This is a genomic window from Rhodococcus sp. NJ-530, assembly GCF_003860625.1.
Lineage (GTDB): Bacteria > Actinomycetota > Actinomycetes > Mycobacteriales > Mycobacteriaceae > Rhodococcus_F > Rhodococcus_F qingshengii.
In genome coordinates, this window is the sequence record NZ_CP034152.1 from 2,773,899 (window position 1) to 2,795,360 (window position 21,462).

The 21,462-nt window shown below is 62.4% G+C and carries 23 protein-coding genes and 1 pseudogene; 15 read left to right on the plus strand and 9 right to left on the minus strand.

The features are described 5' to 3' along the window. Window positions 1–135 precede the first annotated feature (135 nt). The 5 genes and pseudogenes from EHW12_RS13120 (at window position 136) to EHW12_RS13135 (ending at window position 4,699) form a co-directional block, all read left to right on the plus strand. Window positions 136–392: pseudogene (locus EHW12_RS13120) on the plus strand (DUF3311 domain-containing protein). Beyond that, a complete protein-coding gene (locus tag EHW12_RS13125) occupies window positions 389–1,885 on the plus strand; it encodes a sodium:solute symporter (RefSeq protein ID WP_019748102.1) in 1,497 nt (498 codons plus the stop codon). The pseudogene EHW12_RS13120 and the gene EHW12_RS13125 overlap by 4 nt, the downstream one beginning before the upstream one ends. Then, window positions 1,882–3,471, plus strand: coding sequence for an amidohydrolase (locus EHW12_RS13130; RefSeq protein ID WP_125050948.1), 1,590 nt, complete (start codon window positions 1,882–1,884; stop codon window positions 3,469–3,471). The genes EHW12_RS13125 and EHW12_RS13130 overlap by 4 nt, the downstream gene beginning before the upstream one ends. Before the next feature lie 50 nt (window positions 3,472–3,521). Beyond that, window positions 3,522–3,677: a hypothetical protein gene (locus EHW12_RS34610; RefSeq protein ID WP_164490576.1), complete on the plus strand. Its 156-nt coding sequence runs from the start codon at window positions 3,522–3,524 to the stop codon at window positions 3,675–3,677. A gap of 107 nt (window positions 3,678–3,784) precedes the next feature. Further along, window positions 3,785–4,699 (plus strand): tyrosine-protein phosphatase, encoded by a 915-nt coding sequence (locus tag EHW12_RS13135; protein WP_116056822.1) that lies wholly within the window; start codon window positions 3,785–3,787, stop codon window positions 4,697–4,699. 173 nt (window positions 4,700–4,872) lie between these two features. On the opposite strand, the gene EHW12_RS13140 is transcribed toward EHW12_RS13135, so the two are convergent. Then, window positions 4,873–5,448, minus strand: a complete 576-nt coding sequence (locus EHW12_RS13140) for a TetR/AcrR family transcriptional regulator (RefSeq protein WP_030535586.1) — start codon at window positions 5,446–5,448, stop codon at window positions 4,873–4,875. A 108-nt stretch (window positions 5,449–5,556) separates the two neighbouring features. Between EHW12_RS13140 and EHW12_RS13145 the strand changes: the two genes are divergently transcribed. The 3 genes from EHW12_RS13145 to EHW12_RS13155 all read left to right on the plus strand — a co-directional run bounded on the left by EHW12_RS13145 (window position 5,557) and on the right by EHW12_RS13155 (window position 8,184). Further along, window positions 5,557–6,738 carry a GDSL-type esterase/lipase family protein gene (locus EHW12_RS13145; RefSeq protein WP_125050950.1) on the plus strand — a complete coding sequence of 394 codons (1,182 nt, stop codon included), beginning with the start codon at window positions 5,557–5,559 and terminating at the stop codon, window positions 6,736–6,738. Between the two features lie 71 nt (window positions 6,739–6,809). Further along, window positions 6,810–7,316: a VOC family protein gene (locus EHW12_RS13150; RefSeq protein ID WP_125050952.1), complete on the plus strand. Its 507-nt coding sequence runs from the start codon at window positions 6,810–6,812 to the stop codon at window positions 7,314–7,316. A 52-nt stretch (window positions 7,317–7,368) separates the two neighbouring features. Then, window positions 7,369–8,184: a MerR family transcriptional regulator gene (locus tag EHW12_RS13155; RefSeq protein WP_164490577.1), complete on the plus strand. Its 816-nt coding sequence runs from the start codon at window positions 7,369–7,371 to the stop codon at window positions 8,182–8,184. 19 nt (window positions 8,185–8,203) lie between these two features. Here the strand turns inward: EHW12_RS13155 and EHW12_RS34615 are convergent, their stop codons facing one another. Further along, window positions 8,204–8,359 (minus strand): hypothetical protein, encoded by a 156-nt coding sequence (locus EHW12_RS34615; protein ID WP_003942131.1) that lies wholly within the window; start codon window positions 8,357–8,359, stop codon window positions 8,204–8,206. A gap of 276 nt (window positions 8,360–8,635) precedes the next feature. On the opposite strand from EHW12_RS34615, the gene EHW12_RS13160 reads away from it, so the two are divergent. Beyond that, window positions 8,636–9,685: a biotin/lipoate A/B protein ligase family protein gene (locus tag EHW12_RS13160; protein ID WP_125050956.1), complete on the plus strand. Its 1,050-nt coding sequence runs from the start codon at window positions 8,636–8,638 to the stop codon at window positions 9,683–9,685. A gap of 45 nt (window positions 9,686–9,730) precedes the next feature. Here the strand turns inward: EHW12_RS13160 and EHW12_RS13165 are convergent, their stop codons facing one another. Next, window positions 9,731–10,891 carry a hypothetical protein gene (locus EHW12_RS13165; protein WP_030535582.1) on the minus strand — a complete coding sequence of 387 codons (1,161 nt, stop codon included), beginning with the start codon at window positions 10,889–10,891 and terminating at the stop codon, window positions 9,731–9,733. Beyond that, the gene (locus tag EHW12_RS13170; RefSeq protein ID WP_125050958.1) at window positions 10,891–11,838 is read right to left on the minus strand and encodes a metal-dependent hydrolase; all 948 of its coding nucleotides are present in this window, start codon (window positions 11,836–11,838) and stop codon (window positions 10,891–10,893) included. The genes EHW12_RS13165 and EHW12_RS13170 overlap by 1 nt, the downstream gene beginning before the upstream one ends. A gap of 225 nt (window positions 11,839–12,063) precedes the next feature. Between EHW12_RS13170 and EHW12_RS13175 the strand changes: the two genes are divergently transcribed. After that, window positions 12,064–12,720, plus strand: a complete 657-nt coding sequence (locus tag EHW12_RS13175; protein ID WP_125050960.1) for a TetR/AcrR family transcriptional regulator — start codon at window positions 12,064–12,066, stop codon at window positions 12,718–12,720. On the opposite strand, the gene EHW12_RS13180 is transcribed toward EHW12_RS13175, so the two are convergent. Both EHW12_RS13180 and EHW12_RS13185 read right to left on the minus strand, forming a co-directional pair. After that, a complete protein-coding gene (locus EHW12_RS13180; protein ID WP_003942210.1) occupies window positions 12,686–13,420 on the minus strand; it encodes an energy-coupling factor transporter transmembrane protein EcfT in 735 nt (244 codons plus the stop codon). The two genes, EHW12_RS13175 and EHW12_RS13180, sit on opposite strands and share 35 nt — an antisense overlap. Continuing rightward, window positions 13,417–15,456 carry an ATP-binding cassette domain-containing protein gene (locus EHW12_RS13185; protein WP_003942253.1) on the minus strand — a complete coding sequence of 680 codons (2,040 nt, stop codon included), beginning with the start codon at window positions 15,454–15,456 and terminating at the stop codon, window positions 13,417–13,419. The genes EHW12_RS13180 and EHW12_RS13185 overlap by 4 nt, the downstream gene beginning before the upstream one ends. Before the next feature lie 102 nt (window positions 15,457–15,558). On the opposite strand from EHW12_RS13185, the gene dapB reads away from it, so the two are divergent. Both dapB and EHW12_RS13195 read left to right on the plus strand, forming a co-directional pair. Beyond that, window positions 15,559–16,323 carry a 4-hydroxy-tetrahydrodipicolinate reductase gene (gene dapB, locus EHW12_RS13190; RefSeq protein WP_003942179.1) on the plus strand — a complete coding sequence of 255 codons (765 nt, stop codon included), beginning with the start codon at window positions 15,559–15,561 and terminating at the stop codon, window positions 16,321–16,323. After that, window positions 16,320–16,784, plus strand: a complete 465-nt coding sequence (locus tag EHW12_RS13195; protein WP_003942246.1) for a hypothetical protein — start codon at window positions 16,320–16,322, stop codon at window positions 16,782–16,784. The genes dapB and EHW12_RS13195 overlap by 4 nt, the downstream gene beginning before the upstream one ends. A gap of 34 nt (window positions 16,785–16,818) precedes the next feature. On the opposite strand, the gene EHW12_RS13200 is transcribed toward EHW12_RS13195, so the two are convergent. Together EHW12_RS13200 and EHW12_RS13205 are read right to left on the minus strand one after the other, a co-directional pair. Continuing rightward, window positions 16,819–17,427, minus strand: coding sequence for a DUF3105 domain-containing protein (locus EHW12_RS13200; protein ID WP_202427056.1), 609 nt, complete (start codon window positions 17,425–17,427; stop codon window positions 16,819–16,821). 96 nt (window positions 17,428–17,523) lie between these two features. After that, the gene (locus EHW12_RS13205) at window positions 17,524–18,471 is read right to left on the minus strand and encodes a hypothetical protein (protein WP_125050962.1); all 948 of its coding nucleotides are present in this window, start codon (window positions 18,469–18,471) and stop codon (window positions 17,524–17,526) included. A gap of 200 nt (window positions 18,472–18,671) precedes the next feature. Here EHW12_RS13205 and EHW12_RS13210 point away from each other — a divergent pair, with 200 nt between their 5' ends. Next, complete coding sequence (locus tag EHW12_RS13210) at window positions 18,672–19,070, plus strand: DUF1801 domain-containing protein (protein ID WP_037130001.1); 399 nt, start codon at window positions 18,672–18,674, stop codon at window positions 19,068–19,070. A 7-nt stretch (window positions 19,071–19,077) separates the two neighbouring features. On the opposite strand, the gene EHW12_RS13215 is transcribed toward EHW12_RS13210, so the two are convergent. Then, window positions 19,078–20,235 (minus strand): isochorismate synthase, encoded by a 1,158-nt coding sequence (locus EHW12_RS13215; protein WP_125050964.1) that lies wholly within the window; start codon window positions 20,233–20,235, stop codon window positions 19,078–19,080. 200 nt (window positions 20,236–20,435) lie between these two features. Between EHW12_RS13215 and EHW12_RS13220 the strand changes: the two genes are divergently transcribed. Both EHW12_RS13220 and EHW12_RS13225 read left to right on the plus strand, forming a co-directional pair. After that, a complete protein-coding gene (locus tag EHW12_RS13220) occupies window positions 20,436–20,666 on the plus strand; it encodes a phosphopantetheine-binding protein (RefSeq protein WP_003942230.1) in 231 nt (76 codons plus the stop codon). Continuing rightward, entirely contained in the window at window positions 20,654–21,454 is an 801-nt protein-coding gene (locus EHW12_RS13225; protein ID WP_003942103.1) for a 2,3-dihydro-2,3-dihydroxybenzoate dehydrogenase, read from the plus strand. Before EHW12_RS13220 ends, EHW12_RS13225 begins: the two co-directional genes overlap by 13 nt. The last annotated feature ends 8 nt before the right edge of the window (window positions 21,455–21,462 follow it).

A 21,462-nucleotide genomic window follows, 5' to 3' on the forward strand; every position in this document is an offset into this window, starting at 1 on the left:
GGATTCCGGGGTTCACCCATGGTCCCGCCATAGTGACGGGAGGCACACTCAACGCTAGACCGGACGACGATTCGACGGCAAAACGCCCCTCGCCTCATCTGCTCCGGATCGATCAACGGCTAAGGAGCCACAATCATGTCCAACGAGGCGAAGAGTGCCTTGCTCGCAATCGGAGTTCCGTTCGTGGGGTGCTGGGCGGGATAGTTGCGCTCTCCGGATCCGAACTGACTGTTCTCGGATTTCCCATTTTGTTCGCGTGGCTTTTCCTGTGGATGCCGCTGACCTCGTTGTGTCTCCACTTGGCATGGAAGTTCTTTGACCGCAGGGACTTCGAGGAATCGGAACGAAACGAACTGGCTCAGGCCAAGACCGAGATCGGGGATCCGACATGATCGCTGCAACATTTACGCTCGTGCTACTCCTCGCGCTCGGCGCCGGAGTGCTTTCACGCCGTGGAAGCAAAAAAGAGATCTCCGACTACCTCGTGGGCGGGCGATCTTTCGGTCCCGTGCTGGTTTTCATCCTGGGAGCAGGTGAGGCCTACAGCATCGGTACGCTCATTGGATTCCCCGGCGGTGTGTACGCCCACGGGGCAAGCTACGGCGTCTGGTTCATCGGATACATCTTGCTTGCCTATCCGATCGGATACTTCTTTGCGCCCTACCTCTGGCGGGCAGGCAAGCGGTACAACGCGATGACGCTGCCCGATGTGGCCGGGCGGCACTTTCGGTCGCGCGGGTTGGAACTGACAATCGCGATTGCCTCGGTAGTCTTCCTCATTCCTTGGGGGCAGTTGCAGCTTGCCGGCCTCCAGGTCGCGCTGAGCGGACTTGGCATCACCATCAACCCGACGGTGGCAGTTTTCGTCGGCGCTGCGCTTGCTCTGCTCTTCCTCCTGCTTTCGGGTGTGCGTGCACCGGCGTTCGTGTCTTACGTCAAGGACGCAGCTCTGCTGTTGGGAGCGATCCTGATCGGACTGGCCGCCACGGCCAAATCGGGCGGTATCACGAAGCTCTTTGCCGATGCGGCATCCCATGGGGCCGGGCAGGCCTCGCAATCCACCGTCACCGGTTCGTCGCTGACCTTCGTTCTCACCACAATTGTGTTCCAGTCACTCGGTTTTTTCGTTTTCCCCTTCATCGTGCAAGCGGTGCTATCGGCGAAGTCCGAGGCAACCCTCAAGCGAGTCGCCCGATTCAACCCGCTGTACATGCTCATGTATCCCTTCCTCGTCGCTGCTGCCTTCGGCGCAATTTCATTGCTGCCCAACAAGCTCGAGGGCGCAGAGTCCAATGAGGTGCTCCTGCAACTGTCCCGTCTCGTGCTCCCGGACTGGCTGACCGGAGTGGTGGCGGGTGGTGCGGCACTGTGCGCGATCGTTGTTCTGTGTGGCTCGGCGCTGGGAATCGGCTCGATCGTCTCGCGAAACATCGTTCCTGGAATACCCGAATCACGTCAGAGAGTGTGGGTGCGCGGGGTCATCGTCGCCTACCTCGGCCTGTCGCTGATCCTCACCCTCGCCGCACCCCAATTGCTGCTGACGCTGGTGAATACCGCGTATTACGGGGTGACCCAGGCCGTGGTGGTGTTCGCGACGATGATCTTCGGATGGAAGCTGCGACCGGCAGCGCTCGCGATGGGCGTGGTGCTCGGCGACGTGCTGGTGCTCTGGCTGTACCTCGACACACACGGCACGGTATCGATGTGGTTGGCGGACAAAGGCATAAACATCGGTGCCGCAGCCCTTGTTCTGAACGTGTTGTTCGTGTCCGCCACCCGGGTGATGTGGCCTCCTGTCGAAGCGGTTTCGGGCCTCCGTGCAGAAAATCGATCGGCACCAGTGCCTTGCCCCGCAGTCCCGACCGCGAAGGCGGATATCCGATGACTCGGACACTACTCACCGCAGATGCAATCCTCACCCAAGACGCAGCGTCACCCCAGGTTGAGGCGCTCGTCCTCGATGGAGGCGTGGTTGTCGCCACCGGAAGTCGAAAGGACATGGGGGAGTACGCCGGACCGGAAACTCGTCGGCTCGATCTCGCCGGCGCTACTGTGATCCCGGGGCTGATCGAGTCGCACATTCACCCGACCTACTCCGGCTTGACTGACGGATGGGCTGATTGCCGGACGCCACCGTGCGCCTCGATCACGGATATCCAAGGGGCTCTGCGGAACTCCACTCCCACTCACGGCTGGATACGTGGATGGGGGTACGACGACACACAACTTCGAGAAGGTCGCCATCTCACACGCGATGACCTCGACGCAGTCTGCACCGACCGCCCGATCATCGTTCTGCACATCTCGGGGCACTTTGCGGTGGCAAACACTGTTGCGCTTGCAACTGCAGGCATCGACGAATCGACGGTGGATCCCGGGGACTCGCAGTTTCCGCGTGGGGCGGACGGGAGGCTCACAGGGATGGCCTGGGAAATCGACGCCGTGGCACGGTTGAGTGGCGCGATACCAGACCTGACACAGGCAGAGGTGCAGACCGCGTTGCTGCGTAGCTTGACACTGGCGCGTTCGCGAGGAATCACGACCGTCCACGATCTAGGGGTCGGCCTGTCGGCGGGCATGCAGGAGTTGGCCGCCTATCGTGCCCTGGACACCATGGGCGAGATGCCCGTGCACACGGTTGGCTTCCTTCGGGGTGATCTCGCGATCGCAGAACTGGAGGAAAGGAACATCGCTTTCACGGCTGCACCGGCCCCAGGGTCACGCTTCCGCCTGGCCGGCGCCAAATTCTGGGCGGATGGGTCCATTCAAGGATTGTCTGCAGCCTTGCGAACTCCGTATACCTGCAGCCCGAACCATCACGGTGATCTGCTCTATCCGCAGGAGCAACTCGACGAGATGGTTCTCCAGGTTCACCGCGAGGGAGGTCAGGTCGCGGTGCACGCCAACGGCGATGCGGCTGTAGCCGCCGCCATCGCGGCGCTGCGCAGTGCGCACCGCAGTGACGGACGTCGAGCGCGGCACCGTATCGAGCACTGCCAGGTGAGTAGGCCTGCGGATCTCGAGGCGATACGTGATGCCGAGATCGGGGTGAGCTTTTTCGTCAACCATGTTTTTCATTGGGGCGATCGTCACCGTGACCGTTTCCTCGGTCCTGAGAGAGCCGGCAACCTGGACCCGCTGGCGTGCGCCGATGACATCGGCTTGAAATTCGGGCTGCACTCGGATTGCCCGATAACGCCGATGGATCCCCTCCAGACGATTAGGACTGCTGTGAATCGGCTGACCATGGGCGGTGCCGTGCTTGGCGCCCACCAACGGATCGGAGTGCAGCGTGCAGTGCAGGCCATGACTGTGGACAGTGCGTACTTGGTCCATGACGAAGGACGGGTGGGGATCTTGGCGCCGGGTCGTCGTGCGGACCTTGTCGCGCTCGACGGCACTCTTGCTGCTCTCGCAGACGCTTCGTCCGACATTCCTCAGCCTGCACTGGTCATGGTCGACGGCCGGTAGCGCATGAGATTGATTTCGTCCCAACGGATACCAGCTCGAGGTGGAAATTCGTGCAGTTGGTCGACAGTGAAGTTGTTCGGCGCTGTGCAGTTACGGCTGCCGCCGCGGCCGCGGTCTGTCGTTCGAACGGGCCCGGCGTGGTCGATGGCGACGCAGTGACGGGCAAGAGTTTCTTCCTGCAGGATGGCGGCTGGCCGGGCACCTGAACACATGTCCGGTTTCTGGAGCAAAGTCGGGACGAGGAGCGCGCCACCCTTGTAATCTCGCACGGGAGTTTGCGGGGCGCGGGGTATCCCGCACAGCGAATGAGAGGATGAAGGTGACAACTGTCTACACGCGCCGCCGAGGGGCGCGCCCTTTCGGAATCGCCCTCGCTGCGCTGGTCGCCATGGGTGCGGCCCTGACAGGCCCCACACTCGCCTCCGCCTCGAGCGGCGACCTGCAATTGGGTTCGAGTCAGTTCGGATCGTCCGGGGAGCAACCGCCGCTGCCGGAGATCCCACCGCCGTCCGCGGCCGAGATCAGGCTCGACGAGGCGCGGAACTTCCGCGACATCGGCGGGTATCGGACTACCGATGGCAGGACCGTCCGGACAGGCCTGGTGTTCCGTTCCAACAAGCTCAGCTCGCTCAATGAGACTGATCTGGCAAAACTCACCGCCGCGAACCTGACCCTCGACGTCGACCTGCGCAACGCCTCCGAACGTGCGGAGGATCCCGATCGGATCCCCGCCGGGGTCACCTACCAGGTCGCCGACGTCGTCAGTATCGAACACGGCATCGCGTTCCACGAGTTCGTTCCCCTGACCCTCGGTCGCGCGTTGATCGACGGCGCAGTCAAGGGAACCTCGAACATCGGCCAGAGCATCGGCTACCCGTTCATGGTCAACTACCGTGGTTCCGATGTCGCCTTCCGTGACCTGCTGACTGCGATCGCGAACAACTCCGACGGCGCAACCGTCTACCACTGCAGTGCAGGGAAGGACCGCACCGGTTGGGGTACCGCGATCCTGCTGACCATCCTCGGTGTCCCGCGTGAGGTCATCAGTGCCGATTTCATGGCGTCGAACACGTACCTGGGCCGGGACGACGCGGTGGACCTGTCGTGGCTCGATGCGGCGTATGCACAGGTGGACCGGCTCTACGGCGGTATGGATACTTACGTACGGGAGGGCCTCGGCGTCGACCAGGGCACTGTCGACTCTCTGCGCGCCAAGCTTCTCCTCTAAGCGGAGCTCCACGTCCGGCTTCTTGCCTACTCGGACCCTCTGCTGTCCCAGTGCGAGCAAGGGTTGCGGGGCGCGCGATTGTGTGGCGCCGCTCCTGGGGTGGGCCCGAGGTTTCTTGGCCGTGTGCGATCACCAAGTGGCGCAAGAACTTTGCTCGCAAAAAGCATGCCTGGTCATGGACTCGACGCTGGCCAATTGGTCAGCATCGAATCGAGTGCCTCGAGGATTCTTGCCCAGCTTTCGGCGCTGTCCGGTGCACTGTGGCTGAACGATCCACCCAACTCGAGGCTGGCGTACCCATGAAAAACGCTGCCGAGCAACCGAACTGCGTGGGTCTGATCGAGATCGGTGAGGTTGTACCCGCGCAGAATCGATCGCATCATCTGCGAGTGTCTGAAGCCCGCGCTCGCAGCTGCGGCCTCCGGGGTGAGGCGCATCTGTGACGCGGCGTACCGACCAGGGTGTGACCTCGCGTAGTTGCGGTACACGTTCGCGAAGGCGGTCAAGGCGTCGCGACCGGACCGACCGGCCACGGCGTCGGCAGCCTGGTCGGCCATCTCTTCCAAGGCAAGCAGCGCGATTCTGGTTTTGAGGTCGTTCGAACTTTTCACGTGCGAGTACAGGCTTGCGACCTTGACGTCGAACGCTCTGGCGACCGCCGATACGGTCACCTGCTCGAAGCCCACCTCGTCGGCCAATTCGGCGCCCGCCACGGCGAGGCGTTCGGGTGTCAGTCCTGCGCGAGGCATGTCCGTTGGTCCTGTTCGTCGAGAAGTGAAACGGCTTGCCTAAATAGTATAGGCAAATTACTGTGTGCTGTAGTTAAAACCTTCGCAACTTATCTACAGGTGGATGAGATGAACAGCCAGAGCAGCTGGATTACTACCGCAATTTCCGAGGACATCGTGCGCGGAGCCCTCGAGCTCGAGCGGACCGAACGCGGTGTGCTGACACACCGTCTGCCTGCCAGAGCTCGCACGCAATTCGCTGACGGGCAGATGGCAATGGCGCAATCACAACCGTCCGGAGTGCGGCTGGTGTTCCGAACCAGCGCTACGGCCATCGAACTCGACACTCTGCCCACGAAAATGATCTACATCGGTGCTCCGCCGAGGCCGCAAGGGGTGTACGACCTGATCGTCGACGGCGAACCAACCGGGCACGCAATCGCTGAGGGTGGCAACACGGTGACGATCGACATGGCGACCGGTACCGCTCAGAGACAATCCGGACCCGTCAGCACCATCCGCTTCGCGGACTTGCCTGCGCGATCCAAGACCGTCGAGATCTGGTTGCCGCACAACGAAACCACCGAACTTGTCGCATTGCGAACCGACGCCCCGCTCGAACTCGCAGTCGGCACGAAGCGTGATGTGTGGCTCCATCACGGAAGCTCGATCAGTCAAGGCTCCGGCGCTGAAAGTCCCTCCCGCACTTGGCCTGCTCTCGCAGCCTCCCTCGGCGGCGTGGATCTGATCAACCTCGGGTTCAGCGGCAGCGCTCTGCTGGACCAGTACGTCGCCCGCGCTATGCGAGACACTCCTGCCGACCTCATCAGCATCAAGATGGGCATCAATCTGGTCAACTCCGACGTGATGCGCCTGCGGGCCTTCACGTCGGCAATGCACGGCTTCCTCGACACGGTCCGCGACGGTCATCCAGTGGCTCCACTGCTGGTCGTCTCGCCTGTCTATTGCCCGATTCACGAAGACACGCCTGGACCTGGTGCATTCGATTTCGACGCGCTTGCCAGAGGCGAAATGCGATTCGTTGCTACCGGCGATCCCGCCGAGCGCGCAGCCGGAAAGCTGACGCTGCGCTCTATTCGGGAAGAGTTGGCGCGCATCGTAACCCAGCGATCGGCGGATGATCCCAATCTGCATTACGTCGACGGGTGCGATCTCTATGGTGCGGCCGAGAACGAAGAGTTGCCGCTTCCCGATCAGCTCCATCCGGACGCTGCGACGCACCGTCTCATCGGCGAACGCTTTGCCCAACGGGTATTCGCAGACGACGGCGCATTCGCACGCACGGTGTGATCGCGCAATCTGGTTCGATCGGATTTCACACGACTTGACCCTGACGTAGCGTGAGGGCTCACGATGATTTCATGACCGATACTTACCCAGCATTCGACATCAGCCCCGTCCCTGCCCCCGCTACAGACGCCGTGCCTCCGGAACAGTTCCGAGGTCTCTACGGAATGCCGATGTTCGTGTCGGTTCCGACATCGGATCTGGCCGAATCGGCCGACTTCTGGATCCGTGGGCTCGGTTTCTTCGACCTCTTTTCGGTACCGGATCGACTGACGCACCTGCGACGCTGGGCATTTCAAGACGTTCTGCTCGTGCCCGGCGAATGTGCAGATTCACCACCGTCCGTCAGTGTGAGCTTTGCGTGTGTGCTGAGTCAGATGGACCAGATAGCACAGGCGTGTGAGGAATTGCGGCCCGGATGCACCAGCGGTCCACATCTCAAGCCGTGGAATTCACTGGAGTTGGAGATTGTGACACCGGAGAACGCGCGTGTGATCATGACGGCCGCTCGTCCGTACGACCCGAACAGTGCCGAGGCCGAGCATCTGCGAGGCATGGGAATTGACGGACCCGTCGACTGAACCGAGGTCTGACGCTGTGGCCTCCCGAACCGCGTCTGTCAGACTGGATCACGTGACGGACCAACTCTTCGGAGACGAGGCAGACAGTGCTCTCACTGTCGGTGCTGCCGCATCACGACTGGGCATAACCGTACGTACCCTCCATCATTGGGACGCAATCGGTTTGGTGCGTCCGTCCGGGCGCAGTGACGGGGGCTACCGGCAGTACACCGACGCGGACCTCGGCCGCATCGGCCGGGTGCTTGTCTACCGTGACGTGGGTTTGTCGCTCGACGAGATCAGGATACTGCTCGATGCGCCCGCAGCCCACGTGGACGAGACGCTGCGTGGGCAGCGCGCCGAGTTGCGGCAACGGATAGCCGACTTGGAAGAACTGGGCGAGTCCTTGGATCGCATCATCGATGCCAGGAAGTCGGGTGTGCTGTTGCCGGCACACGAGCAGGTGTCGATCTTCGGCCGACACTGGCAGCCGTCATGGGGGCCGGAGGCGCACGAGCGTTGGGGTGACAGCGCGCAGTGGGCGCAGCAGGCGGAACGGTCGGCAGGTAGGACCGCTGAGGATTGGCAGAAGATTGCCGACTGCGTCGAGACGCTCAACGAAGACCTGGCGCTGACGTGCCGGTCCGGAGTCGAACCGGGAAGCGCCGAGGCGAATTCGCTGGCAGAACGGCACCGAGCGTCGATCGGGGTTTACTTCGACTGCACACATTCGATGCAGGTGTGTCTGGGACGGATGTACGTGGCCGATCCGGGATTCACCGCGTTCTACGAGCAGGTCGAGACCGGTCTGACAGTGTGGCTCCGCGCTGTCATCGATGCGAATGCTCGGGCCAACGGGGTTGTCCCCGAATCGGCGACGTGGGTGTGAGTGAGCTGGTGGTCGCTCGTCAGTCCAAAGACGCACACGCAGTGCACCACGGTCGGCCGTCGACTCCGGGGGCACGATGGGACACTGCGATGCGCGCGGCCAAAATGCAGCTTTCGTTGTCGTGATAGACGTCGAGATCCGAAGGAACCGTCGAGTGGAACGCCGGGACCTTCATGTCTACCTCCGTTGTGGCTCGCCAGGGAGTTGGCTCGTTGCGGCAATCCTCCCACCACAGAGATCATCTCGCCTGTCGGCAGAAGCAGGGCCGTTGCTCGGCCAAATTGCCAGGGGTCGACACGTGCGGTCCCGTCCGCGCGATTATGCAGCCCCGCAGCGACTTACAGGTGTGGTTACTTGGTCGCCCTGCCTTCCGAACAGATGCGCACTGCGCGCGCGGTGTGATCTTCGACGGCGCTCACCGCAGAGAATCCCGCAGGGATAGGCTGGACGGATGCGTGGAGAGTACAAGGTTCCTGGTGGAAAACTGGTCGCGGTCGACGTCGAGGTGGCGGACGGTCGGCTGTCCGAAGTCGCAGTCTCGGGGGACTTCTTCCTCGAGCCCGACAGCGCGCTCGACGACATCAACGCGGCGTTGCGCGGAATGCCCGCCGACTCGGATGCAGAACAGTTGGCGCATGCCATCTCCACTGCGCTCGACGAGTCCGTCTCGATGATCGGCTTCACGCCGCAGTCGGTCGGCATCGCGATCCGGCGCGCACTCGGCCACGCCACGAGCTGGGCGGATCACACCTTCGACCTCATCCCGCCGGTGGTTCTCGATCCCGCGATGCACGTCGCGCTGGACGAGGTCATCGCGCGTGAGGTCGCATCGGGTGAGCGTCCGCCGACATTGCGTTTCTGGGACTGGGACTCGCCCTTGGTCGTGATCGGATCGTTCCAGTCCGTGCGTAACGAGGTCGACTCCGAGGCGGCTGCGCGGTACGGCATCGGGGTGGTGCGCCGAATCTCCGGTGGCGGCGCGATGTTCATGGAACCGGGCAACTGCATCACGTACTCGTTGGCAGTACCGGCGTCATTGGTCGAGGGTTTGAGTTTCGAGCAGTCCTACGCGTTTCTCGATCAGTGGGTCATGGGAGCGCTTGCCGAGGTCGGTATCAACGCTCGGTATGTGCCGCTCAACGACATCGCCTCGGACAAGGGCAAGATCGCCGGCGCCGCTCAGAAGCGATTCGCGTCCGGCACTGTGCTCCATCACGTGACCATGGCCTACGACATCGACGCTGAGAAGATGACGCAGGTGTTGCGAATCGGACGAGAGAAGATGTCGGACAAGGGAACCAAGAGTGCGGCCAAGCGCGTCGATCCGCTGCGTTCGCAGACCGGAATGACGCGTGTAGCAATCCTGGAGTCGTTTGCGCAGCACTTCCGAGGTCAATACGACACCCACGACAGCGATTACACGGACTCGGAGTTGGAGCAGGCGCGCAAGCTGGTGGACACGAAGTTCAGAACCGAAGAGTGGACTCACCGCGTCCCGTGAAACCGAGAAACCGGGACGAGACCCGAGCGGTCTCGTCCCGGTCGCCTAGGTAGCCGGAGTCGCTGAGTTTGCCCCGAGGAGCTCGGCGTCGGCCGTCCCGGAGTTCCGCTTCGGAATGGTGAAAGTTGCGCTCACGCACAGGATTGCGATGACGAAGCACGCCACTGTGTACCAGAGGTTCCCGATGGGATCTCCAGCGCTGGTGGAACCGTCGACCGCGTCGAAGAAGTCGGGAAGCGCACTCGCCCACAGGACGGCCATGACAACCAGGTACACCACGCTGTAGATCTGCACGAACCTGTTGGTGTGTGCAGGAGTGTTCGATTCTGCCGAGCGCAGGTGCGTCCATTGGCGGACGAGAACCACGATCGCGACCACTGTGAGGACTGCAAGTTCAGCGGCGTAGAGGAACCCGCGGACAGTGTCGCTTCCCATACCGAAGACCGTCGCCGGGAGCGGGAGAATGAACGTACCCAGCGAGGCCAGCAGGCCGATCACGATGGTGCGCCATACCAATTGAAGTCCGGAGAAGTGCTTGCCGGCATCGACGTGCCGTCCGACGAAGTACTGGACGCAGAATGCCAACGACATCGGCCACAGCGCGGCGAAGACGACCACGCTGGGAAGTGGAACCGCGTCGAACATGGGTTGGTTGATCGGGTTCGACGTCGACCACTCCCACCACCGCAACTGGGGCCCCAGGTGGTCGAAGATTTCGTAGAACGCATGGTGGACGAAGCCGACGCAGACAGCGCCCAGTAGTGGACCGTATTTGCGGAAAACGCCGAGCATTCTGACTATTTCGAAGGCCAACGTCGCCATCAGTGGATAGATGGCAACGATGTACAGCGGCAGTCGACCCCACATGAAGTCGACGGTGAACACGTTGTGCGCGAACATCGTGTCCACTTGTTCTTCGATGCCGAACGCCGCCGGGAAGTACAGCGGAGGCTCGATGATGAACAGGTAGGCGGTGGCGCCGAACCAGAGAACCAGATTGGTGGGGTCACCGTTGCGGCGCAACCGCACGATCGCCAGGACCAGTGCGAGCACCGAGCCGACGATGATGGTCCATTCGAGGACGGGCAGGGTCCAGTTCTCCAGCGCCGCCGGGTTACGGAACTCGACGAGTCCACCTGCTTCCTGACAGGAGAAACCGAGTTCTGTTGCGAGCTGGGAAAACGTGGGGGAGCAGTGTTCTGCCATCAGTTGGCCCCTGACGTGATCGACTCGGCTTTTGCCTGAGATTCGGCGGTGTACCAGCGTGTGCAGTCGTAGCCGTCGTCGTAACGCTTGAACCACTGGTCGGCGAGTGCGGGGAGTTTCTCGTGGTCCGGGTTGTGATTGGGCATCTGGCTGCGGAAGACACCGCCGAGTGCAACGAGTTGTTCTCCGAGTCGAAGGTGATCGAAGGCGCGAGGCATCGTGCCCTTGGTCAGATACGGAGCGAACGACGTCAGAATCTTCTGCTTGGTGCGGTGGGTGGCGAACATCGACAGTGAGTCGACTTGCCGCTCGGAGAGCGGAACGTGCTGGTTGAAGCCTGCGCAGGCGATACGAATCACCTTCATCACGTGCGCGAAGATCGACGGTGCCATCCGCATCCGGTAAAGCTCGCTTCCGACAACGGAATTGAAGATGATCAGAGCCGAGCTGCGATGCTCGACCTCCTCGACGAAGTGCCAGATGAACAGCGACGCGACGCGGTCGTCTCCCGGACGGAACAAGGTCGCCTCGTTGTCGAGCATCAGTTTGAACACCGGTGTGAAGGTCGCCTCCAGATCTGCGGTGTATGCAAGCCGGTAGTTCAGCGAGGTCGCCTCGGTCAGTAGATCGAATTCACCGATCACAGCGTCGAGCGTGTTCTGCAGTCCGGGGTAGCGCCTGATCAGAGCCTTCACATGCTGGCGGTGCGCGGTCGAGTGATGGCCTTCCTGACGCATGAACGCCACGGCTTCCTCGGCCACCTCAGGATCGCTGATCCGCGACTTGGTCTGCATGATCATCTTCACGATCATCTTCTCGAAACCGATGGCCAGGAACGAGACCGCGTTGGACATGCTCGACCAGGCCGGATTCTCCGGGTTCCACAGGAAGGGAACGTCCTGATCCTCGAATCCGAAGTCCATTTTTCGGGGTTGAAGGTTGGTCACTTGTCGAACCTCGTCTTTCGGAGGGGCTGGTCAGGTGGCCGCGCTGGCACTCGAAGCCACGTGTGGCGGTAATCATACATATTGGTGTGCAGTTGTATGTTCACTTTCAGCGAGGGGAGTGAATTCGAGGGGCGCAGATGCAAAACCTGCCTGTGTTAGCCTGTGGCTCTTGGACTTCGAGCGCAAAGACATGGTTCGAGCCTCGTTCGAGCGAGGAAGTGGGCAGTGGCACGAAGGCGTGGGTGGGGCGGCAATCCACCGGACAGTGACGAAGATGCGTCTCGTCGCATTGTCGAGGCCGCGGTCGAGTTGATCGCACGGACGAGTTCGGAAATCAGCATCGGCGACGTCGCCGAGTCACTGGGCGTGATCCGGCAGACCGTGTATCGATACTTTCCCAGCGCCGACGCACTGATGAGGGCAGCGGCGATCGCGTCGGTCGACGGCTATCTCGATCGACTGACCACTCACGTGAGCGGCATCGAAGACCCCGTCGAGGCGATGACCGAAGGTGTCGTCTACACCCTGACCCAGGTCCACCGAACGCCCCATCTCGGCATTCTGCTCACCAGCACGAATTCGAGTCTTCATCCCGAGGGTCTGACCTCTCAGGAGGCGCAGGCCTTCGGAATGGCGATGATCACCCGCTTCGACGTGGACTGGCTGAGTTACGGATACGACGAGACGTCACTTCAGGAACTGGTCGAATACGTCCTGCGGACGATGCAGTCGTTTTTCCTCGCGCCCGGCGACCCGAAGCGGAGCGACGAGGAACTGCGGCGATACCTACGGCGCTGGATGGGTTCTGCGATCATCGCCCAGGGAAATTCTGTCAGTGGTGACCCGATCAGCGCAGAACCAGAGTCAAAACAACCGCGCTGACGCACGCGGCGATGACGACGGTCAGTGCGAACAGGTCGGCGAGCTGAGGGCGCTTGGGGTACGCCGCGATCAAACCGGTGCCCCCGCGAGCGGAGATCGCTTCACCCATCTCGGCAGAGCGCCGAATTGCCACCGACATGGTCGTGGTGATCAGATCGACTATCGAATTGTCGGCAGCGCTGTTGACCACAGCTTTCGGGCGTAGTCGTCGCGCCGCCACCAGGGTGAGCATCTCGTCGATCAAGAGCGGAAGTGAACGAATGCAGAGGGCCGTCGCGATCGCCCACTCGTCGACCGGGATCTTGAGGAATCGTAGCGGTCTACCGAGTGTTGCCAGTGCCGGCGCCACATCGCTCATCGACGTGGTCCATGCCAACATCAGTGAGACGCAGAGCAATACAAGACCGAACGTCACCGCTTGCAGGTAGATGAACACTGCGTCGAGGCCGATCGGAAGATTGATCAACGCGCCGAGCAGGATCAGCGCCCACAACCACCACGGAGGTCGCGGAACTGCAGTCGGGGGGATGCGTCCGATCACCGCGGTCAGCAACAACAATCCGAGTACGACGCCGATCGCCGGCCAGGACGGAGCGGTCACGACCACGATGCTGACGAGAACGACGGCAACGATCTTCGTTCCGGCCCACAATCGGTGGATCGGCGATGAAGTCGGGACTTCGCGCAGAAGTGTTGTCACGTCGTCGATCCTTCCAAGGCGCTGCTGGCGGCAGGGTCGAGGATGCGACCCTCCGACAGTCGAATTGTTCTGCTGCACACGGCGTCCATGCCGTCGACATCGTGGGAGATGACGACTACTGCGGTTCCGTTCCGACGAATCCACCTGAGTACGTTCAGGATTTCGTGTCGACCGGGTGGATCGAGACCGGCCAGCGGTTCGTCGAGGATGAGTACCCGCGGTTGGCGCACGAGGAGACCGGCCAGGACGACGCGTCGCATCTGTCCGCCGCTCAACTCGTCGATGCTGCGGCCGGCGGTGTGACGGTCGAGTCCGACGGCGTCGAGCGCCCACGAGACTTGCACCGATCCGATCTCCGGACCTCCGGCGGCCTCGATGTCTTCGGCGACGGTTCGGCGTTGCAGCTGCAGTCGCGAATGCTGGAACGTGAGACCGACGGTGCCGAGTTGGCGTGAGACGGGTTTGCCGTCGAAGACTGCGGTTCCCTTGCTCGGTGCGATCAAGCCCGCCATGATCCAGGCCAGAGTCGATTTACCGGAACCGTTGCCGCCCAGAACCAGCAGCCCGTCGCCGTCGCCGATTGTGAGGTTGACGTCCGACAGTGCGCGCCGCGACCACGGAGTCCGGTCGTTGTACGTGTGGGTGACATCGGTGAGTTGGAGGACAGCTCGAGTGCTGACCGGCCACGGCGCAGACGGCGGACCCCCGAACGTCGACGTCATCCAACCTGGTTGGTGATCGATCTGCCGTCCGCGTTGTAGTTGAATCACCCGATCTGCGTTGCGGGTGTCGGCGTGGTGATGGGTGACCAGTACCACGGCCATCGGGTGGCGTCGCGGAAGTTCGGCGAGGAGCGAGACCAATTCCTCCCGGCCGGCCTGATCGACCATCGCGGTGGCTTCGTCCGCGATCAGCAGAGCGGGGCGCCGCGCCAGCGCGGCTGCAACAGCCAGACGTTGCATCTCGCCACCGGACAGCCCGGAGGTCTCACGCATACCCATGCCCGCGAGTCCCACCTCGGCCAGCAGTGCATCGACGTCGGGATGCGACTCGGGGGGGAGCCCCCAGACGACGTCGTCCGCGACGCGGGTTCCGAGGATCTGGCTTTCGGGTCGTTGGAGGACGACGGCGGTTCCGCCGTGTCGGCCGAGACCGGCGGACCCGGGTCTCGTCAGCGTCCCGACAGTCGGCGCGCGACCGGCGAGCAACCGGGTGAGTGTGGACTTGCCCGAGCCGTTGTGGCCGACGACGGTGACGAACTCTCCTCGTCGCACGGTGAAGTTGACGTCGACGAGGGCCGGTGTCGTTGCACCCGGATAGGTGAAGCCCACGTGATCGAAAGTGACCGGCAACGGATCGATCGGACGGTCGTCGGGTGCTGTCTGGAGCGGGTCGGCCGAAGGGAGTGCAGCCAATCGGTCGAGGACCGCGCCGAGGACGAAATAGGAGACGACGGTGCTTAGGACGATTCCGGAGATGATGGACACGCCGATCCACAACCACCAGTAGTCGATGATCGAGCCGATGCTGTTCTCGATCCATTCGGCTGCGCCGACGAGTGTGGGGGCACGCTTCAAGATCTCGGCCACGCCCAACGCGGTGTTCTCGAGCGAGGTCAACAACAAGGTGCGCAGCGGAGCGAGAACAAGCAACAGGACTATGGAGAACAACGCCAGCGCGGGCCCGATGACCAATGACGACAGCAATGCGGAGACGAAGCCGAGACCGCGCCGCTTGACCGTACCGATGATTCCGCCGAGGAGAGCGCTCAATGCGACCGCCGCCGCAGATCCCGAACCCGCCGCGACGAAGGCGACTGCCGTAGCCGAGATACCGGCCGTCGTCACGGCGCGGACTCGGAAGCGCTGGGCAACAATTCCCATCGGAACGGCGGCCACGAGGTTGAGGGCGCTGGCCATGGGGATGACCGTGGCAATGACGGACAACGCGACCGTGAATCCGGCCATGACGGCACCCGTTGCCAACTCGAGTGGTCGAAGGTTGCCGGTTTCGCGGACTTGCGGACGGTTGCTCACTACGTCCAGTGTGCCAGTGGTGACATAACTCCCGCCCGACTGATGGTGAGCGCATCTGCGTGATTGCGTAGGCTTCACCTCAAACAATGCATCGGACGGAGCGTGGAAGACGTGAGTGCAGCACCCATCAGGGTCGGGGTTCTGGGAGCCAAGGGCAAGGTCGGTCGAGCGATCTGCGAGGCAGTGGAAGCTGCTCCCGATCTGGAACTCGTCGCTCAGGTCGACACCGGTGATCGCATCGAGACGTTTGTCGACACCCGCACTCAGGTAGTGGTCGATTTCACGCACCCCGACGTCGTCATGGGAAATCTGGAATTCCTCGTGGCCAACGGAATTCATGCAGTGATCGGCACCACCGGTTTCGACGAGTCCAGGCTTGCGACTGTGCAGTCCTGGCTCGACGCCCAGCCGGCAACGGGTGTTCTGATCGCCCCGAACTTCGCCATCGGTGCTGTGTTGTTGATGCGCTTCTCGGCTGCCGCGGCGCGCTTCTTCGATTCCGTCGAGGTCATCGAACTCCATCACCCCAACAAGGCAGATGCTCCCTCGGGCACCGCATACCGAACGGCCGCGATGATCGCCGAGGCTCGCGCGGAAGCAGGCGTGGGACGCAGTCCTGACGCCACCACGACCGAGCTCGAGGGTGCGCGCGGAGCGGACGTCGACGGCGTCCGGGTTCACTCCGTGCGGATGGCCGGACTGGTCGCGCATCAGGAAGTGATTCTCGGAACTCAGGGCGAGACGCTGACCATTCGCCACGACTCGATCGACCGGAATTCGTTCGCGCCGGGCGTTCTGCTCGGTGTCCGCCAGATCGGCTCGCGTCCGGGTCTGACGGTCGGTATCGATTCCTTTCTCGATCTATGAACAAGACCACCCGCACCGTCGCACTGATCGTCGCGATTTGCATTGCGCTCGCGGTGTACTTCGTGCTGCTCGGCCAGCGCGGAATCCAGCTCATCCAGGACGGTGGCGGCGCCGCGATCGGTCTCGGGATCGGCGTGCTGATCCTGCCGTTCCTGGGGCTGTGGCTCGTCATCGCCACGCTCCGTGCCGGCTTCACGCACCAGCGCCTCGCGCAGCAGATTCACGACGAGGGCCTCGCTGTCGATGCGTCTGCGCTTCCGAAATTGCCTTCGGGCCGGATCGAGCGAGCGGCTGCCGACGAGTTGTTCGCCCAGATCAAGGTCGACTGGGAAGCAGACCCGGACAACTGGAAGCAGAACTTCCGACTTGCTCGCGCCTACGACTATGCCGGTGACCGAAGCCGGGCTCGGGAAACCATGCGACGGGCAGTCGAACTGGAACGCCGTTCACGAGGCAAGTAGGTGTCTACGCCGCGGAGCGGGGCCTGCTGAGACGCTACCGCTCCGGAACGGTTGTGGGAGATGACGGATCCGGAGTGGTGGGGTCGAATGGCGGCGGGTTGTTCGGGTCGAAGCTCGTCACCGGCACCGAACAGGTCGCGCCCACTTCGGGATACGTGTTCGGGTTGACGCGCAGAGCCGAGACGAACTGATCGATGCGCGCGTCCGCGGCGTTGTCGAGCTTGAGCTGACGGCCCCACGACTGCAGCGAGATCGGCGAATCCAGGGTCGGATACGGCGACATCAACGTGTAGCTCATGCCCTCGACTCGCTGTGCCAAGCGAGCCTGATCCTCGCTCGAGACGAGGTCGGGGTTGTACGTGATCCACACGGCCCCGTGCTCGAGAGAATGGACCGCATTCTCGGTCCGAATCGCTTGTGGATAAACAACTCCGGTGCAGTTTGCCCAGACCGAGTCATGACGGCCGCCGAAGGGCGGTGAATATGTGTACGCCACGCGTTCGTTCGGGCGTACGTGTTGGGCTGCTGGGTAGTCGACCGTGACAACTCCGTCGATGGCTTCGGACGGATCCGGGTTGTCGATGCTCGGAACAAACGCATCCGGGCGCGGTGATCCTTCGAGGGAATTCGCACACGAAGCCAGTGCGAGAACTGCCGAGACCACCACTGTCGCTCGAAGTTGTTTGTTCACTCGGCCATGATAGCGGCGCCTGTCCGCTTTCCCTGGGACGCGAATCGACTACGACCCGAGAGAGCCGCTCGCTCCGCCCGACAGTGCGATGTCGCTGGCGCCGCGAAGAATTCGGATTGGTGGTAATGGCCCTCGGTATGCCTCGGAGCCACTGATCAGATCACCGGCAGCGTCGAACGCGATCGCCTCACCTTGTGGCTCGTCGGGAAGGGGGACGCGAATCGGGTTGGTGTTCAACGCTTTCACGATATCGCCGTCGGGAGCTGCGTACAGGTAAGCGTCGGTATACGTGCGGAGCGCTACCACCGTGCCGTCCTTGCTCACGGCGCCGCCGGTGACAGCCATCGTGCCGGCGTGGGGGACGGGCCCACCGGGTGTGAGGGTGGGAGTAAATCTGAGCTGACCTACTTTGGCCAACATGGTCGGCGAGCCCGTACTCAGATCCTGAACCTGCTGTCGCTCAGCGGTTGTGTAGACCACGCTTGCACCTAGGTAGTCCTTGGTGACGATGACGGGAACTCCGTCGCTCTGGATCAGTAGTGTCTCGGCGTCGTGCGGGCCGTCCGGATAGGCCAGGGGGTAGGAGGTCGCCGCACCTGAAGCCGGATCGAGTTCGATCAGCCCGACCGACGTTCGTACCGCGTTGTTGTCGCCGATGTCTGCCAGCCACAGATGGCCGTCGGGAGTCGACGACAGATCCTCGACGTCGATACGAGGGGTGCCCACGCTGATCCAGCGCTGCACGTGGCAGTTCGAATCGAGTTCGGCGACCCGATCGTCGGAGCCGCTGTCGCCGATTGCGTACATCCCGGCCGCGGTGACGGTGAGTCCGGACAGCTCGGAAAGGCCTGCATCGGTGGGTGTGCACAGTACGTCGAAGACGCGGGCCTGTTGCGCCGCCGCAGGAACGGTGTGAACGCCGACAATCGCGGCGGCGAGAACAACCGATCCGGCAGCCCAAGCGACTGAGTGGGTGAGCGGTCGATTCCAGATCACGATGCAGTCCTCCAGGCCGAAGAATCGGGACTTAGTACCCAGAGAATACTGGACGTCCGTCTTACTTTGACAGAAACTGCAAGAAATCGCCTATGCCGAAACGTCGTGATGCGTCAGTGATTCACCGAGTGAATCCGCGTGCAGGAGGGGATACTCGACTCACCGGAGATCGGCGGCGACGAGCAGGAGGTGACGAAGCGATGGCGAAGAGTGAGTCCGACAAGCAAGGCGCAGATTCCCCGTCTCGGTTGATCGACCAGCGAATCGAGGAACTCGGAGACTGGCGGGGCGAGATGCTCGCCCGGATACGAACTCTGATCAAAGAAGTGGATCCGGATGTGGTGGAGGAATGGAAGTGGCGAGGTGTTCCCGTGTGGTACCACGCCGGAATGATCTGTACCGGTGAGACTTACAAGAGCGCAGTGAAGGTGACCTTTGCCAAAGGCGCATCACTCGACGACGCTTCAGGACTCTTCAACTCCAGCCTCGAGGGCAATACGCGACGGGCGATCGATTTCCACGAGGGCGAAGCCGTCGACGAAAAGGCGTTCAAGGCACTCGTTCACGCCGCGATTGCCCTGAACACCTCGAAGAAGTGACGCCCTGTCAGAGCTGATGTTCAGCGAGGTCGAACGCACTGAGTAGCGTGCGGAATTTTGTACTGGTCTCTCTCAATTCGATTTCCGGGTCGGAAGTAGCGACGATGCCGCCGCCGGCGTAGGCCCGCGCCGAGAGGCCGTCTGCTGCGATCTCGGCGCAACGAATAGCAACCATCCACTCGCCGTCTCCAGTCCGGTCGCACCAGCCCACGGCACCGGCATAGAACCCACGATCGGCTTCGGTTGCGGTGATGTGCTCGCGTGCGGCGACCGTCGGTGTGCCGCAGACAGCGGGAGTCGGATGCAGCGCCATTGCGAGTTCGAGCGAGGTCAGGCTCGGGTCGATCAGGACACCTTCGATCTTGGTCCCGAGATGCCACAGTTGCGGTGTCCGAAGGATTTCCGGTGCGCTGGGTGCATTGAAGGACGTGCACAGTGGTCCGAGTATCGCGCTGATGGAGTCGACGACAAACGCGTGTTCGGCGAGATCTTTGGTCGACGCGCGGAGTTGCTCGGCATTCGCCTCGTCCTGATCCGAATTCGGGTGGCGTGCAATCGAGCCCGCCAGCGGGTGGCAGGTGACGACGCCGCCTCGCCTTTCGATCAGAACCTCGGGCGTCGAACCGACCAGCGAACGCCCGCGGTACTTTCCTCCGGCGGGGGACAGGTCGACGCAGAAACCGTTGTGCGCGTGATCGAGTGCAATCAGTTTCTCGGCCAGAGCGGCGGGGAAGATCGTGGACTCGGCCTCGATGGTCAGGGAGCGTGCGAGGACAACTTTGTCTAGTTCGCCTGCTCGAAGTCGTTCGATGGCTCCGCGGACCCTGTCGGTGTGGATCTGCGGGCTGGGTTCGAATCCGGCTACCCGCGAAGTGGGTAATGACGGGATGTTGGAGTGATATAGATCACCGCGGACTCGTGTGAAACTCAGTGGCGCGGTGAGGGCGGACGGCGTCTCCGGGGAGAACGGCAGGGCGCCGACGACCGAGTCGATGCGCCCGGTCTTGAGGGCTTCGGCAGCGTCGAAGGCCGAGTCGAATTCTTCGACTACTCCCGAAGTGCGGATCGACGTTTGCCTACGTGAGAGCAGGAAAACGGAGTCCGTTTCATCGTCAGTCCGGTTGTTGCGCAACGGGAATTCGGAGACTTCGGCGAGTGCTGACATGGACACCCTTCCAGTTCGACAGATTGCTTGTTATGTTGAGGCTAGCCTTAGTTTGGGTGAATTTGTGTTGCGAGCGCCCGGGTTGTGTACTTCCGTACCGTTATGGTTAGGCTGGCCTAAAGTCAAGGCGTGCGGACGGGGTCGACACGAGGGTTGGGTTGGCTCGATCTGAGCGCGTCGACCACTACTCGAGGAGACCGATGAGCAACACCGTGGACCGTGACCAGATCGTGCGCGACGTCGCCGAGGTTCTGTCGATGAGGGCAGAACAACTCGGCGACGACGCGGACCTGGGTGACGAAGGCCTTGACTCGGTTCGCTTGATGACGCTCGTCGAACGGTGGCGGGGAGCGGGCGCGGATGCCGACTTCGCGGAGTTGGCAGAAGAGCCCACGATCAATGCCTGGGTTCAGGTCCTGTGCCCGCAGTGAGCGAGCGCCGAATCGCCGTGGTCACCGGTGCTGCGGCGGGGATCGGCGCCGCAGTGGCCCGTACGCTTGCGCGCGACGGGTATTCGCTGGCGTTGCTCGATCGCGACGACGTCGAATTGAAGCGGGTAACTGCGGAATTGGCAGAAACAATCGTCGAAGGCGCCGATATCGAGAGTCACGTCGTGGACGTGACCGATCGGCAGGCAGTCGACGCTGCAGTGGCCTCGACGATGGACACGTTCGGCCGGATCGACGCGCTCGCGCACGTCGCCGGAATTCTCGACACCGGATCGGTGCTGGACTCCGATCCGGACCAGTGGCGGAAGATATTCGGCGTCAACGTCTTCGGATTGCTGAACGTGCTGCAAAGCGTGGGACTGGAAATGCGTCGCCGTCGGGCCGGGGCGATCGTGGTCGTCTCGTCGAACGCGGCCGGTGTCCCACGTATCGGGATGGGTGCTTACGGTTCGTCCAAAGCTGCTGCCACCATGTTGGTTCGAACCGCTGGACTGGAGCTGGCTACTGACGGCATTCGTGTCAACGTGGTCGCTCCGGGATCCACCGACACAGCGATGCAGCGGTCATTGTGGTCGGACCCTTCCGACGATTCGGGTGCCGACGCGGTCATCGAAGGCAATCTGGCGAGCTATCGCCTGGGTATTCCGCTCGGAAAACTGGCCACCGCAGACGATATCGCGGACTCGGTGCACTTCCTGCTGTCCGACCGGGCGGCCCACATCACCATGCAGGCGCTGTACGTCGACGGTGGAGCGACGCTCAAAGCGTGAGACGTATT

Excerpts from the sequence above, each read along its gene's own strand:
- EHW12_RS13125 (WP_019748102.1), top strand. The coding sequence starts at position 389 with ATGATCGCTGCAACATTTACGCTCGTGCTACTCCTCGCGCTCGGCGCC.
- EHW12_RS13130 (WP_125050948.1), top strand. The coding sequence starts at position 1,882 with ATGACTCGGACACTACTCACCGCAGATGCAATCCTCACCCAAGACGCA.
- EHW12_RS13135 (WP_116056822.1), top strand. The coding sequence starts at position 3,785 with ATGAAGGTGACAACTGTCTACACGCGCCGCCGAGGGGCGCGCCCTTTC.
- EHW12_RS13140 (WP_030535586.1), bottom strand. The coding sequence starts at position 5,448 with ATGCCTCGCGCAGGACTGACACCCGAACGCCTCGCCGTGGCGGGCGCC.
- EHW12_RS13145 (WP_125050950.1), top strand. The coding sequence starts at position 5,557 with ATGAACAGCCAGAGCAGCTGGATTACTACCGCAATTTCCGAGGACATC.
- EHW12_RS13150 (WP_125050952.1), top strand. The coding sequence starts at position 6,810 with ATGACCGATACTTACCCAGCATTCGACATCAGCCCCGTCCCTGCCCCC.
- EHW12_RS34615 (WP_003942131.1), bottom strand. The coding sequence starts at position 8,359 with ATGAAGGTCCCGGCGTTCCACTCGACGGTTCCTTCGGATCTCGACGTC.
- EHW12_RS13160 (WP_125050956.1), top strand. The coding sequence starts at position 8,636 with ATGCGTGGAGAGTACAAGGTTCCTGGTGGAAAACTGGTCGCGGTCGAC.
- EHW12_RS13165 (WP_030535582.1), bottom strand. The coding sequence starts at position 10,891 with ATGGCAGAACACTGCTCCCCCACGTTTTCCCAGCTCGCAACAGAACTC.
- EHW12_RS13195 (WP_003942246.1), top strand. The coding sequence starts at position 16,320 with ATGAACAAGACCACCCGCACCGTCGCACTGATCGTCGCGATTTGCATT.
- EHW12_RS13210 (WP_037130001.1), top strand. The coding sequence starts at position 18,672 with ATGGCGAAGAGTGAGTCCGACAAGCAAGGCGCAGATTCCCCGTCTCGG.
- EHW12_RS13215 (WP_125050964.1), bottom strand. The coding sequence starts at position 20,235 with ATGTCAGCACTCGCCGAAGTCTCCGAATTCCCGTTGCGCAACAACCGG.
- EHW12_RS13220 (WP_003942230.1), top strand. The coding sequence starts at position 20,436 with ATGAGCAACACCGTGGACCGTGACCAGATCGTGCGCGACGTCGCCGAG.